This is a genomic window from Actinomadura formosensis NBRC 14204 (genome assembly GCF_001552155.1).
In the GTDB taxonomy this organism is placed as follows: Bacteria; Actinomycetota; Actinomycetes; order Streptosporangiales; family Streptosporangiaceae; genus Spirillospora; species Spirillospora formosensis.
Genome location: NZ_BCQQ01000067.1, coordinates 1 through 12,644 on the forward strand (window position 1 = coordinate 1; position 12,644 = coordinate 12,644).

Here is a 12,644-nt window from a genome sequence, read left to right on the forward strand (position 1 = left end):
CGCGGGAGCGGTCGAACGGGCGGTCGGCGTAGCCGGCGTCCTCCAGGGCGCGGGACGCGACCTCCACCGACACGAGCTCGATCGGGGCGCCGTCGCCGGGCGCGTCGAGGGGGATCTCGGGGATGACACCGGCCCGCTCCGCCCCCGCGGCCCGCGTGATCGAGTCGACACCGCCGACGATGTTCGCCCAGAAACCGTCGGCGTCGCGAGCCCCCGGAAAAACGCAGCCCATCCCGATGATCGCGATGTCGGCCCGGGAGGCGGCGCCCTCACCGGCCTCCCGCACCCCGATCTCGGCGGCGCGGGCGGCCAGGAAGGCGGTCCCGCCGGACGTGACCTCCTCGTGGAGGGCGGCGATCCCGACCGTGGACCGGCGCAGCGCCGCGACCTGCCCCATCGCGTACAAACCCTCCGCATACTGCCGGGCGGGCTCGACCGGCGTGTTCAGGCGCAGCCCCTTGCCGGCGACGCGCAGCCGGCCGAGGTTCAGCTTGTCCAGGCGGCGGCGCACCTCCTGCGGCGGTGTCCCGGCCTGTTCCAGCTCGCGCCGGGTCTCCGCGAACGTCTCGACGTACGGGGTGCGGGCGCAGCGGATCGCGTGGCCGGGCGCCGTCTCCAGCAGCGCCGTCCCCGCACAGGTGAGCGCGACACTCTGGTAGCCGGGCAGGATCGCCCCCACCGCGACCGCCTCGGGCGTGAACAGGTACGCGGTCCCCATCAGGACGCGGACGTCGGCGCCCCGCTCGGCCAGCGGACCCGCCAGCGCGGCGACCATCGCGGCGGACCGCGCGTCGTGCACGCCGCCCGCGAACATCACCGACAGCTCCCCGGCGTCCTCGCCGACCGCCATCAGCCGCTCGACCTGCGCGTCCCACAGCGGGAAACTCGCGTACGGCCCGACGTGGCCGCCGGACTCGCCGCCCTCGAAGACGAACTTCCGCACGCCCGCGTCGAGGAAGCGCCCGAGCAGGGCCGGGAACGGGACGTGCAGGTAGGTGCTGATCCCGGCGGCCTCAAGCGGCGCCGCCTCCGCCGGGCCTCCGCCGGCGATGATCGCGTACGGAGCCCCGGTGTCGCGGACGGCGGCAAGTTGCTCCGCCCGCAGTTCCGGTGGCGCGATCCCGAGGACGCCGGCGCCCCAGGGCCGTTCGCCGAGCCGCTCGGCGGTCTCGCGCAGCAGCGCCCGCACCCGGCCGCCGTCCAGCAGGCCGAGCGACAGGAACGGCAGGCCGCCGTCCTGCGCGACCGCGCCCGCGAACGCCGACCCGTCGGTGAGCTGCGCCATCGGCCCCTGCACGACCGCCGGATCGGCGCGCGACACCAGCGGCTCGGTCCGGACGGCGGCCCGGATGTGCAGGCGGATCTGCTCGCGGACGGCCTGCACCACTCCCCCGGCCGTCTTGTACCGGCCCGCGAGCGCGGCGGCCGGCGAGCCGGGCCGCGTCGGAACCGGCCCGCCCAGATCCATCTCCCGGACGAACGCGAACTGCTCGTCCAGCACGACCCCGGCCGCGCCTCCGGCGACCGCCGCCGCGGCCGTGTGCGGGCCGATGTCCCCCGCCGCGTGAACCGGGACGTCGACGTCGGCGAGAAGCCGCTGGAGCAGGACGAACGCCGTCAGCTCGCCGGACCGCGCGATGAGCCCGACCTCCCCGGTGAGGCCGCGCGCGACACGGACGACGGCGGCGGCCTCCGCCGGGTCCGCGATCTCGATCAGCAGGCGGCGGCCGCGGGCGAATCCGGCGACGTCGAGCCAGTCGTCCGAGCGCAGCGCGGCGGCGCCCACGAGCACGGTGCCGACGGCGGGCGGGAGCTCACCCGGCCGGACCCGGCAGCCGGGCGGGACGCGGACGCCGAACGGACCCGGCCACCAGCGGCGCACATCGGCCAGCGCGGCGAGTCCGGACGCCCGGTCGGCACCGAGGTCGAGCACCCCCGTTCCGCCCGCGCGCGCGACGGACACGGCGAGATGGGGGACGGGACGGCCGAACGGGGTGACCCCGATGATCTCCGGCCGCTCCCCCGGGCCCGTGCCGTATTCGCCCTTGTCCGCCGTCATGCACTGCCCCCCGACGTACCGTGCGGCACCAACGGTGCGTCACATTACGGTCGGCGACGCATTGATCACCGAGATGACACACCGGCGGGCGCGCTGATGGCGGCATCGCAAAGAAGATTGGACCGTCCCTTGGTGTGCGCAAGACCTGCGGCAGCGCCGGTCAGACGGTGAGCGCGGTGCGCTGCGCCCGGATCCCGTGCCTGACGGTGCCCTCGTCGAGCCACCGGTCCAGATGCCGCCACGTGGTCGTTCTGGCCTCCGGTCCGGTCAGCACGCCGAGGTGGCCGCCGGACGCGATCTCAAAGCGCACCTCCGGCGCCCCGCCCAGCAGCCGCCCGAGCGGCCGGACGGCCCGGGCGGGCGCGAACGCGTCACCGCGTCCCGCGATGGCCAGCACCGGCACGCCGACCCGGCCGAGATCCACCCGCCGGCCGCCGATCTCGACGTCCCCGCCCATCAGCCCGCCGTCCCGGGAAAGGGACCGGTAGATCCGCCGGACGGCGTGCCCGGGATAGGCGATCTCCAAGCTCGCGAAATGATCGACCGCCTCGATCTGCTCCAGAAGATCGGCGTTGTCGAGATTGACCAGCATTTTGCAGGGACGCAGCACGTATCTGCCCACGCCGGCCGGCAGCCGGACCCGGTGCGCCGGCGGCGCCGCGTGCGCGTCCACCGGCGCGGCGATGGCGGTGACCGACGCGATCGGCAGGCCGGGGTCGGCGGCGGCGGCCAGCAGCGCGACGATCCCGCCGAGGCACCAGCCGACGAGCTGGACGGGCTGGCCGCCCGCGTCCCGGCTGACCGCCCGGACCGCGGCCGGCAGCACGTCCCGCACCCAGCCCGCGAAACCCCGGACACGGTCGCGGTCCTCGGCCGGACCGTGATCGAGCAGGTAGCTGAGCCGCCCGGCGCGCACCACGTGCTCGGCGAGGCTGCACCCCCGGCGCAGGTCGTAGCAGCGCGCCGGCATGCCCGGCGGCGGGACGAACAGCACCGGCGGCCCGGCCGGCACCACCCCCTCCGGGGGACGGTAGCGGCACACCGCCGGTCCATGGCCGTCGCCGATCGGCTCCGCCGGCATCGGGCGCAGATCGGCGACATGACCGTACAGCGCCAGCCGGAGGAGATTGGACGCGGCGTCTCGCGCGCCTCGCGGGGTGAGGATCATTCGTCAGTGTCCATCCGCATTCGACGGTGACGGCGGAAACGCGGTGACCAAAGGCGGTCTCCCCCGTCCAGGCCATTGATACACCGGTCACCGCCCGGCGAAATCACCGCGCCGTTAATCCTGCGTGAACTCGGTTTGACAGCACGGGAGGGAGACGGCCGCGAGAATCTCGCGCAGGACGACGGCATCCCGCATAATGGTGATCACGTTCCGTGGCGGCGGGAGCGGCCCGTACCCCGTGCGGGCCGCCTCCGCCGGCGGTCAGCGGCGGACACGTCTGAACGGGCCGTCCCCCGGGAACTGCCGCGCCGCCCCCACCACCGCCGACAGCAGCGCGACCACGGCCGTCCCGCCGGCCAGGTTCAGGCCGGAGGTCGCGAGCGCCGCGTCGAACGGGCCGCGCACCGTCAGCGGCAGCACCGTCAGGACGAAAACGGCGATCGCGCCGATGCACACGAACGCCCGGACGGGACGCGCCGCCGTCGCGAGCAGCAGGTGCATCAGCGCGGTCGCCTGGATCGTCACCGCCATCGCGCACAGCGCGTAGCTGGTCGCGGCGGGCGTCGCGGGGGTGTGGCCGCCCGCGAACACCGGGACCTGCACGCCGAACACCGTGCGCAGCGCCATCACCGCGGCGAACGCGAGGCCGCCGCCGAGCAGGGACGCGGAGATCCCCGTCCACCACAGCGGCCGCAGCGGACGGTCGGCGTCCTCGGAGATCTCCTCGTGCAGCGCGACGAAGTCCTCGTAGCGCTTCGGCGGCGCCTCCGGCGGGCGCCGACGCACCGTGGAGGGACACCGGAACGACCGTTCCCAGGGCCGTGGCGCAGGGCGGCCGACATGCCTGCCGGGCGGGCCGCCGGAGTACCACCCGAATGGCGAATCGGGCATGTTCCCTCCCCCGGGTGCGAACGTAGGGGGTGCTACCCGGGACCGATAGGCGGAACTCACCCCAGACCCACAATTTGCAGACGTTTGGCCACCTCACCCGGCACGGCGAACATGCCGATCCCCCGCAGAGCCGGGCTCTGCGGGGGATCGTCGTCGCGTCCGGTCAGACCTGGCCGGCCTTCTCCAGCGCCGCGCAGCAGGTGCTCGTGATCAGGCGGGTGACCACGTACGGGTCGACGTTGGCGTTCGGGCGGCGGTCCTCGATGTAGCCCTTCTTGTCCACCTCGGCCTGCCACGGGATCCGCACGGACGCGCCGCGGTCCGACACGCCGTAGCTGAACTCGCTCCACGGGGCCGTCTCGTGCATCCCGGTGAGCCGGCGCTCGATGTCGGCGCCGTAGTTCGCGACGTGCTCGTCCGCCTTCTCGGCGAGCGCCTCGCACGCCGTGATGATCGCGTCGTAGCCCTCGCGCATGGCCTTGGTCGAGAAGTTCGTGTGCGCGCCGGCACCGTTCCAGTCGCCCTCCACCGGCTTCGGGTCGAGGGTCGCGGACACGTCGTGGTCCTCGGCGATGCGGTAGAGCAGCCACCGGGCGACCCACATGTGGTCACCGACCTCGACCGGGCCCGCCGGGCCGATCTGGAACTCCCACTGCCCCGGCATGACCTCGGCGTTGATGCCGGAGATCTTCAGCCCGGCCGCCAGGCAGGCGTCCATGTGGGCCTCGACGATGTCGCGTCCGAACACTTCGTCGGCGCCCACACCGCAGTAGTAGAAGCCCTGCGGGGCCGGGAAGCCGCGCTCGGGGAAGCCCAGCGGACGGCCGTCCTTGAAGAACGTGTACTCCTGCTCGATGCCGTGCCAGGAGTCCTGGTCCGCGTATTGCTCGGCGATGGGACGCAGCTTGGCGCGGGTGTTGGTCTCGTGGGGCGTCCCGTCCACGAGGTAGACCTCGCACAGGACCAGCTTGTCGTCGCCGCCGCGGATGGGGTCGGGGCACGAGAAGACCGGCTTCAGCACGCAGTCCGAGTGGTCGCCGGGCGCCTGGTTGGTGCTGGATCCGTCGAAGCTCCAGTCCGGCAGGTCGGCGCCGTCGGCGAGGATCTTCGTCTTCGACCGCAGCCGCGCGGTCGGCTCGGTGCCGTCGATCCAGATGTACTCGGCCTTGTAGCTCAACGTCGGTCCCCTTCGTGTCCGCCTGGCCTCGTGGGTTCGGCCCTACAGAAGGTGCCAACCGGGCATTTCGCCACTGTTGCCCGTTTGTGAACGGCATGTAACACGCAACCTGACCGCCGAGACGTTCGTCACACACCCCGGACCCCGTCCCCGGCACCAGCGAAACCGAAATATTCCAGCAAATACCCAAATCCCCCACCCCCCTGCAATCTTCGGGTGTTCTTTACTCCACTGAAATCGTCGGCATGAAGTGTCCGTTCCAAGATGATCGAGTGATCTCATAGCGGCACCGCCATGAGATTTAGCACCGCTGAAAAGAAACGGGGGAAAGGAATGAAGCGGACTTTCGCGGTCTCGCTCAGCGCGGTCGTCGCCGCCGCCGGACTCGCCGCATTCGGGCCGGCCGCCCAGGCCTCGACACACGGCTGGAAAGGCGGACACTGGAAGGGCGGACATGTCCATGTCGTCCGGCCGGGCAAGTCGATCCAAGCGGCCGTCGACCACGCCAGACCCGGTGACGTCATCCAGCTCAAGGCGGGGTACTACGACGGAGGCATCTACGTCAACAAGCGCCTCACGATCCGCGGCGCGGGCTTCAAGACCGTCATCCGTCCCGGCCGCAAGGACCACTGCGCGAAGGCCGGGGTGCCCGGCATGGGATTCTGCGTGGTCGGCAATTACAAGCACCTGGTCCGGGGCGTGACGATCAAGGACCTCACGGTGTGGAGGTTCAAGGAGACCGGCGTCTACGGCATGTACACCGACCGGCTGACGGTGGAACGCGTCCTGGCCAAGAAGAACGGCGAGTACGGCATCACCGAGTTCAGGTCCATCCGCGGCCGGTTCGTGCACAACTGGGCCATCGACAACGCCCTCGACGCCGGCATCTACGTGGGCGACATCAAGAACGCGCGCGGGACGATCGTCGCCGGGAACTACTCGTCCGGCAACACGCTGGGCCTGCTCGTCCGGCACGCCCACCACGTCAAGGCGTGGGGCAACAAGCTCGTCTACAACTGCGTCGGCGCCGCGCTCGTCAACGACGACCAGAGGGGCGGCCAGGGCCACACGAAGCTCTGGAACAACTACATCTCCAAGAACAACCGGTCCTGCCCGGCGCACGAGGAGGTCCCGCCGCTCGGCGGCACCGGCGTCCTCGTCCTCGGCGGCGACCACAACCTGATCACGGAGAACATCGTCACCCGGAACCGCGGGACGCTGCCCTCCTCCGGAGGCGTCGTGCTTCTCCCGAGCCCGGGCGGCCGGCCCGCACGCCACAACCTGATCAAGAACAACATCGTCCTCGGCAACTCACCGTACGACCTGGTCGACCAGAGCGGCAGCAAGACCAACCGCTTCCGCCACAACGAGTGCCGGACCTCCGACCCGCAGGGTCTCTGCTGACCCGATCGTCATGAACCCCCTGGTCCCCGCCATGGGATCAGGGGGTTCACCTACCCGCCGCAGCACGTCCCGCTCAAGCCGCGCAGGCGGGATCCCTGATCACCGTGCAGGGCCGCCTCCACTGCGCAGAAACCGTTCGCCGAGGGGCGTCAGCGCATGATGCACCGTCTTGCCCCGGCGTTCGCTGGTGAGGAGACCGGCGCCGCGCAGGGCGGTGGCATGCTGGGACGCCGACGCCGCGCTGACCCCGAGCCGGGCCGCCAATGCCCCGGTCGTGAGCTCCCCGTCCGCGCCGACCAGCCGGATCACGGCCGCCCGGGTCCGGCCGAACACCTGCGGCAGGGCGTCGAGGGCGCCGCCCGTTCCGCTGAGCGGCCGGGACGCGGGAAGCACCACGGTCGCCGGGCCGTCGCCGCCGATCAGGACACGCGGTCCCGTGACGAACAACGAGGGGATGAGCAGGAGCCCGCGCCCCTGGAGGCGGACGTCGCCGCCGCACAGCGTTTCGATCTCCAGCACCGGGGGCGTCCAGCGGATGGCGGCGTGCAGGTTCCCCAGCAGGGCGCCGATTCCGAGGTCGGCCATCGTCCGGGCATGACCGGCCGCTTCGGCGCCCAGGTGAGCGCTCAGGTCGGACCACAGATCCGCCAGTGCGACCCGGTGGAAATCGCCGAGCCCGCGGATCAGCGTCCGCACCGTCTCCCCGTCCCCGGCGCCGAGGCGGGGCAGCCACGAGGCCGGGGGCCGCGGGCCGTACGACCGCTCCAGTTCGGCGCGGATCCGCCGTGCGGGCGTCGAGGCGACGGCGTCGAGTTCCGATTCGATCCCCGGCACGCGTGTGTACGGCGTCAGGAAGTCGGGAATCCAGCGCCCGGGCGGCACCAGGTCGAGCAGCAGACGGGACGGGCCGGTGAGCCTTGCGCGCGTACGCGATCGCCACGAACCGGCAATCGGCTCCGGCCCGCCCTCACGCAGCGCCTGAGCGCTGAGAACGGTCTGGGCGATCGGTGAGAGGCCGGGAGTGATGCGGATCCGGGTCAGGTCCTCATAGTCGAGCCAGAGCCGCAGCATGGCCGGAATATACGACATTTCAGCTATTTCCAAAATCATTGCGCTCGGCGCAGAACCTCATGGAAGGTGCGCCCATGAACCGACTCCGCCTGTTCTGTCGCACCGTTCCGCTGATGGTGTTCGCCGCCCTGGTCACGGTCGCGCTGCCCGCTCGCGCCGACGCAACCGTTCGTGAGGGCAGCATCGACGGGGTTCCCTACCGTGTCGAGGTCCCGAGTCACTGGAACGGGACGCTGCTGCTGTGGAGCCACGGCGCGTACAGCCTGGAGTTCCCCCCGCCCTCGGAGATCGCGCTGACGAACCACCCGGCCACAAGGCAGTGGCTGCTCGATCAGGGGTACGCGCTGGCGGCCTCGCAGTACCGCGTGGTGCGCGGCTGGGGGGTGGTCGAGTCCGGGGCGAAGGACCAGATCGACCTGCTCGACTGGTTCACCGCGAACGTCGGCAAGCCCCGGCGCACCATCTCGGCGGGCGCGTCGGCCGGCGGGCTCCTCGCCCTGCTGCTGGCCGAACGCAACCCCCGCCGCTTCACCGGCGTCGCCTCCCTCTGCGGAGTGGTCGGCGGTACGACGGGCCACTTCAACAGCGCTCTCGACGCGAACCACGCGATCAAGACGCTGCTCGCACCCGAACTCGAACTGGTGCGCATCAAGGATCCGGAGGCGAACACCGCGGGCGCCCGCCGGGCGCTCAGAGCCGCGCTGAACGACCCTCGCGGACGTGCCCGGCTCGCCCTCGCCGCCGCGCTCGCGGACGTTCCCGGCCGCTACACATCACGGGCACCGGCACCGGAAACGGTCGCCGACCAGGTGCGGCAGCAATACTTCTACGCCGCCTATGACCGGGGCGCCTTCTGGGGTGTCAACCGCACCGACATCGAGAACCGCGCCGGGGGAAATCCGTCCTGGAACACCGGTGTGGACTATCGGGCGCTCTTCGCCCGCTCCAGCCAGAAGGCACTGGTGAAGCGCGCGTACCGCGAGGCCGGCCTGAGCCTCCGCGAGGACCTCGGGCGGCTGAACGCGGCGCCACGCGTCAAGGCGGACCCCGCCGCCGTCCGCCACCTCGACCGATACGGCACCCCCACCGGCCGGACGCCCTGGCCGGTGGTCACCCTGCACTCAACGGAAGACGGCAGCGTCCCGCCGGAGAACCAGCGCTGGTACGCCGCCCAGGTGCGGCGCGCGGGCGACCCCGCGAACCTGAAACAGCTCTACGTCGACCGCGGCTACCACTGCACCTTCACCGCCGCCGAAGAGATCGTGGCGCTGCGAACCCTGCTCACCCGGATGAACACCGGCCACTGGGGCGACACCCGACCGGCAACGCTCAACGGCGCCGCGGCAATGTTCGGCCCCGACCACCAGACCGTGTTCGACCTAGACCCCGAGCCGGGCCTGCACCCCACGACCCCGTCCTTCACGCACTACAACCCCGGCCACTACCTCCGCCCATAGCCACCCCACCCCTGTTCAGAACAGAGCTAATGGCACGAGCCCCCTGTTCCCAGGATCGGGAACAGGGGGTTCACGCAGTGGGCGCGGACGGTGCAGTTCATCTGGACGATCAAGAGCACCGCGCAGAAAGGATTCCCGGCCCCCCACAAGCCGGGGAGGATTTGCCACTCCGCTGCGTAACGAGATCGGCAGGGCGACCGTTCAGGGTGCACGGGAAACCCATGCTCGCCCCGTCGCATCGATGTACCGCTCCTTCCTTACTCCTTTGGAAGGATCTTAGGTGTCTCCTTCTGGGGGATATCAGGCGTTGGCATGCAGGAGGGAGGACCGCACCAATCCTGCGGACTGCACGACTGCGGGCAGGCGATCGGATTGCAGACGTGCGAGTTCGGCGGGCATGAGGAGATGTCGGGGTCGCAGCTCTGCGGGCAGGGGTCGCAATGAGCGGACGGGGGTGGCGTCCTCGGCAGCCATGCCTCCTCGAAGATCGCCTTTCGGGTGCTGCGCAACTCCCCACCCGTCACGATGCGGGCGAGTGTCTCCGTCAGCGCATTGCCGACCGGCCACTGCCTCGCCATCACGCACGGGTAGGCCAGGCCGTCGGGCGCGATGCAGAGTTTCCCGTTCCAGCAATGACCGCAGAGGGCCGACATGCTCCCCTGCTGCCCGGTCAGAGCTTCACCCCGTCCGAATTCACGGACCCGGGACGTGCGCACGCTTCCCACGCCGAGATCTTCCAAGAACCGCTGGGCCTCCTCGGCCGCCGTCGCGTCCTGACGGATATCGACAACGGCGGCGCGCGTCTCGACGCCACTGGTGATGAGCCGCCGCAGATTCTTGATCGTGCGCACATGGCTGGACCGAACGCCGGTGACACCGTCATGCGCTTCCGGGGCCCGGGAGTACACCGAGGTCGCGAAACGCACACCGTGCCGGGTCGCGAAGCCGAGGGTCTCCTCGGTGAGGCGGGTGAGGTTCGTGAACACCTCGACGAACTCGAAGCCCGTCTCCTTCGCGTACCTGAGGAGCCTCATGAAGTCCGGAGATATCTGAGGTTCGCCGCCGATGAACTGGATCTTCCGGCATCCCAGCTCATATGCCTGGGTCATGACCGACTCGTAGTCGCGGGCGGTCATGATGTCGCGTCCTCCACTGCCCGGATGAGACTCCGTGTAGCAGTGGACACATTTCAGATTGCATCGGTTGGTGAGTTCCAGCCAGAGGAACCCGAGCCCCCGCCCGGCCGGTCCCATGGCCGATTCGTGATCGATCTGATCGACGTCATGCACAGCGCTCCCCCTGAGGCTGACCGCTACCGGCTCTTGTAGATCTTCCATCCCGCCTTGGTGTCCACCAGGAAGTAGATCAAGAGCGAAGACCGTGGAGAATTCTGCAGCTTTCCGCTGCTCGTGTAGATCTCTTCGACCAGAACGGCGATGCCGGTCTCCGACGCTTCGTGGAAGTACAGGATCTTCGACGTCATGCCGTCGACGGACAGGTAGCTCTCGCTGAGCCCCGAAGGCAGCTCATGGAGCTGAGTGGACAGGAACTGCGCTACGTCCTTATTGCGCACGGACTCGTCTCGGAGCCGGAACAGAGCTTGGATCTCATCCCTCATGATGGCCCCCAGGTGCGAAATGATCGCTTCGACTTCCAGCAGGAGGTGGCAGAGTCCAAACAATATCCGGCCAGAAGTCAGTTCATCCCCCTCATGGCCGTATCCGGTCGCCACAAATAAACGGATAGATACCCCAAATTGGGCAATATTGCCTCACCCTCAACGAGGCAGGACACCCTGGTGCGCAATCCGATCACCAGATCCATCTGCTCACCGACTCCGACAGGTGATCGCGGCTGCGAGGGTGAGGAAGCGGTGAACACCGCCCGATCGTCCCCCGCAGCCGTCCCGCAGCACGGCCGGCGCGGCGTGAACTCCGGGATCAACGGCTCGACAAGATTCCCGCAGGCCGCACACCGTCCACGTGAGACACGCGAGGTACGTCTGGCGGCCCGTCCGCAAGAAGGCGACGCCAAGACTGTCTCGTCATCGGTGGTCACCGGCACCGGGCTACTCAACACGGCGGCCGGCGAACGTTCGCGGCCACCGCGTTAGTCACTCACAAGACCAAAAGGCCATGATCCGCGACGGCGGACCATGGCCTCTACCTGTGTGGGCGCGGACGGTTTCGAACCGCCGACTCCTCGCTTGTAAGGCGAGTGCTCTACCCCTGAGCTACGCGCCCGCGTGCTCGTTGCCGGGAAAGCGTACCCGGTTCGTGAGGGGGAGCGCGAAACGGTATCAAGTGGGCGGGCGGCGGGGCCCGCGCCCACCGTGGCGACGCCGCGCATCACAGATGCCGGTTGAACCAGTCGGCGGCCTGCATGGTCACCTCTTCCAGCGCGCCCGGCTCCTCGAACAGGTGACTCGCGCCCGAGATGACATGGATCTCGGAACGGTCGAGCATCTTGCCCGCCCGTTCGTTCAGCTCCAGGACCTCGGTGTCCCGGCCTCCGACGATCAGCAGCACGGGGGCCCGCACACGCGGCAGCGACGGTCCCGCCAGGTCGGGACGCCCGCCACGGGACACCACCGCGGCGATCCGGGGCCGGGCCGCCGCGGCGGCGAGCGCGGCGGCGGCGCCGGTGCTGGCGCCGAACAGGCCGACGGGGAGACCGGCGGTGTGCGGGGCGGATTCCAGCCCCTCCGTCAGCCGGTCGATCGCGCCGATCAGCCGGAGGGTCAGCAACTCGATGTCGAAGCGGAGCACGGCCGTGACGCGGTCGATCTCCTCCTCGTGCTGGGTGAGCAGGTCGATGAGGAGCGTCCCGAGGCCGGCGGCGTTCAGGCCCTCGGCCACGGCCCGGTTGCGCGGGCTGTGCCGCGAGCTGCCGCTGCCGTGCGCGAACAGCACGATGCCCGTGGCACCGTCCGGTATCGCCAGGTCGCCGGCGAGTTCGGCGTCCGGCAGCTTCAGCGTGATCACGTGTTCGGCGGTTCCGCGCTGATGTCGGCGAGGGCCGAGTGCTCGTCGCGCTGGACGGCCAGGTCCCCGATCGACACCATGCCGATCGGGCGGTCGCCCTCCATCACGGGAAGCCGGCGGATGGCGTGCTCGCGCATCAGCCGGACGGCCTCGTCGGCGTCCTCGGCGGGCCCGATCGTGACCATGTTTGTGCTGCAGATGTCGGCGACGGTCGTGGTGGTCATGTCCCGCTGTGCCGCGACGGCGCGGATCACGATGTCGCGGTCGGTCACCAGGCCGCGCAGCCGCCCCTCGTGGACGACGAGGACGTCGCCGATGCCGTGCTGCCGCATGAGGTCCCCGGCCTCCACCAGGGACGTGTCCGGGGACACCGCCACGGGCACCGGGGTCATCACCTCGTTCACCTTCTGGGCCATGAGCGAACCTCCCTTCT

11 protein-coding genes and 1 tRNA gene are annotated in these 12,644 nt (G+C 70.4%); 2 read left to right on the forward strand and 10 right to left on the reverse strand.

The window, feature by feature from the left end:
• From AF1_RS18410 to glnII, 4 genes are all read right to left on the reverse strand, one after another.
• The coding region (locus AF1_RS18410) for a beta-ketoacyl synthase N-terminal-like domain-containing protein (protein WP_174548865.1) at nt 1-2,059 on the reverse strand (2,059 nt) is incomplete at its 3' end.
• Nucleotides 2,060-2,219: 160 nt separating this feature from the next.
• The gene (locus AF1_RS18415) at nt 2,220-3,227 is read right to left on the reverse strand and encodes an alpha/beta hydrolase (RefSeq protein WP_067800368.1); all 1,008 of its coding nucleotides are present in this window, start codon (nt 3,225-3,227) and stop codon (nt 2,220-2,222) included.
• A 261-nt stretch (nt 3,228-3,488) separates the two neighbouring features.
• Nucleotides 3,489-4,118, reverse strand: a complete 630-nt coding sequence (locus tag AF1_RS18420) for a hypothetical protein (protein WP_131732795.1) — start codon at nt 4,116-4,118, stop codon at nt 3,489-3,491.
• Between the two features lie 163 nt (nt 4,119-4,281).
• Entirely contained in the window at nt 4,282-5,295 is a 1,014-nt protein-coding gene (gene glnII, locus AF1_RS18425; RefSeq protein ID WP_067800374.1) for a glutamine synthetase, read from the reverse strand.
• 333 nt (nt 5,296-5,628) lie between these two features.
• Between glnII and AF1_RS18430 the strand changes: the two genes are divergently transcribed.
• Nucleotides 5,629-6,699: a right-handed parallel beta-helix repeat-containing protein gene (locus AF1_RS18430; RefSeq protein ID WP_067800376.1), complete on the forward strand. Its 1,071-nt coding sequence runs from the start codon at nt 5,629-5,631 to the stop codon at nt 6,697-6,699.
• A 99-nt stretch (nt 6,700-6,798) separates the two neighbouring features.
• Here the strand turns inward: AF1_RS18430 and AF1_RS18435 are convergent, their stop codons facing one another.
• A complete protein-coding gene (locus AF1_RS18435; protein WP_067800380.1) occupies nt 6,799-7,770 on the reverse strand; it encodes an ArsR/SmtB family transcription factor in 972 nt (323 codons plus the stop codon).
• Between the two features lie 74 nt (nt 7,771-7,844).
• On the opposite strand from AF1_RS18435, the gene AF1_RS18440 reads away from it, so the two are divergent.
• A complete protein-coding gene (locus tag AF1_RS18440) occupies nt 7,845-9,227 on the forward strand; it encodes a prolyl oligopeptidase family serine peptidase (RefSeq protein ID WP_067800383.1) in 1,383 nt (460 codons plus the stop codon).
• A 257-nt stretch (nt 9,228-9,484) separates the two neighbouring features.
• On the opposite strand, the gene AF1_RS18445 is transcribed toward AF1_RS18440, so the two are convergent.
• From AF1_RS18445 to AF1_RS18465, 5 genes are all read right to left on the reverse strand, one after another.
• On the reverse strand, nt 9,485-10,516 hold the full coding sequence (locus AF1_RS18445) for a radical SAM/SPASM domain-containing protein (RefSeq protein WP_165488420.1): 1,032 nt from the start codon (nt 10,514-10,516) through the stop codon (nt 9,485-9,487).
• A 23-nt stretch (nt 10,517-10,539) separates the two neighbouring features.
• Nucleotides 10,540-10,959, reverse strand: a complete 420-nt coding sequence (locus tag AF1_RS18450) for a hypothetical protein (RefSeq protein ID WP_131732794.1) — start codon at nt 10,957-10,959, stop codon at nt 10,540-10,542.
• Between the two features lie 439 nt (nt 10,960-11,398).
• Nucleotides 11,399-11,470, reverse strand: a tRNA-Val gene (locus AF1_RS18455).
• 105 nt (nt 11,471-11,575) lie between these two features.
• Nucleotides 11,576-12,211: a dienelactone hydrolase family protein gene (locus tag AF1_RS18460; RefSeq protein ID WP_067800394.1), complete on the reverse strand. Its 636-nt coding sequence runs from the start codon at nt 12,209-12,211 to the stop codon at nt 11,576-11,578.
• Complete coding sequence (locus AF1_RS18465; protein ID WP_067800397.1) at nt 12,208-12,627, reverse strand: CBS domain-containing protein; 420 nt, start codon at nt 12,625-12,627, stop codon at nt 12,208-12,210. The genes AF1_RS18460 and AF1_RS18465 overlap by 4 nt, the downstream gene beginning before the upstream one ends.
• Nucleotides 12,628-12,644: the final 17 nt, after the last annotated feature.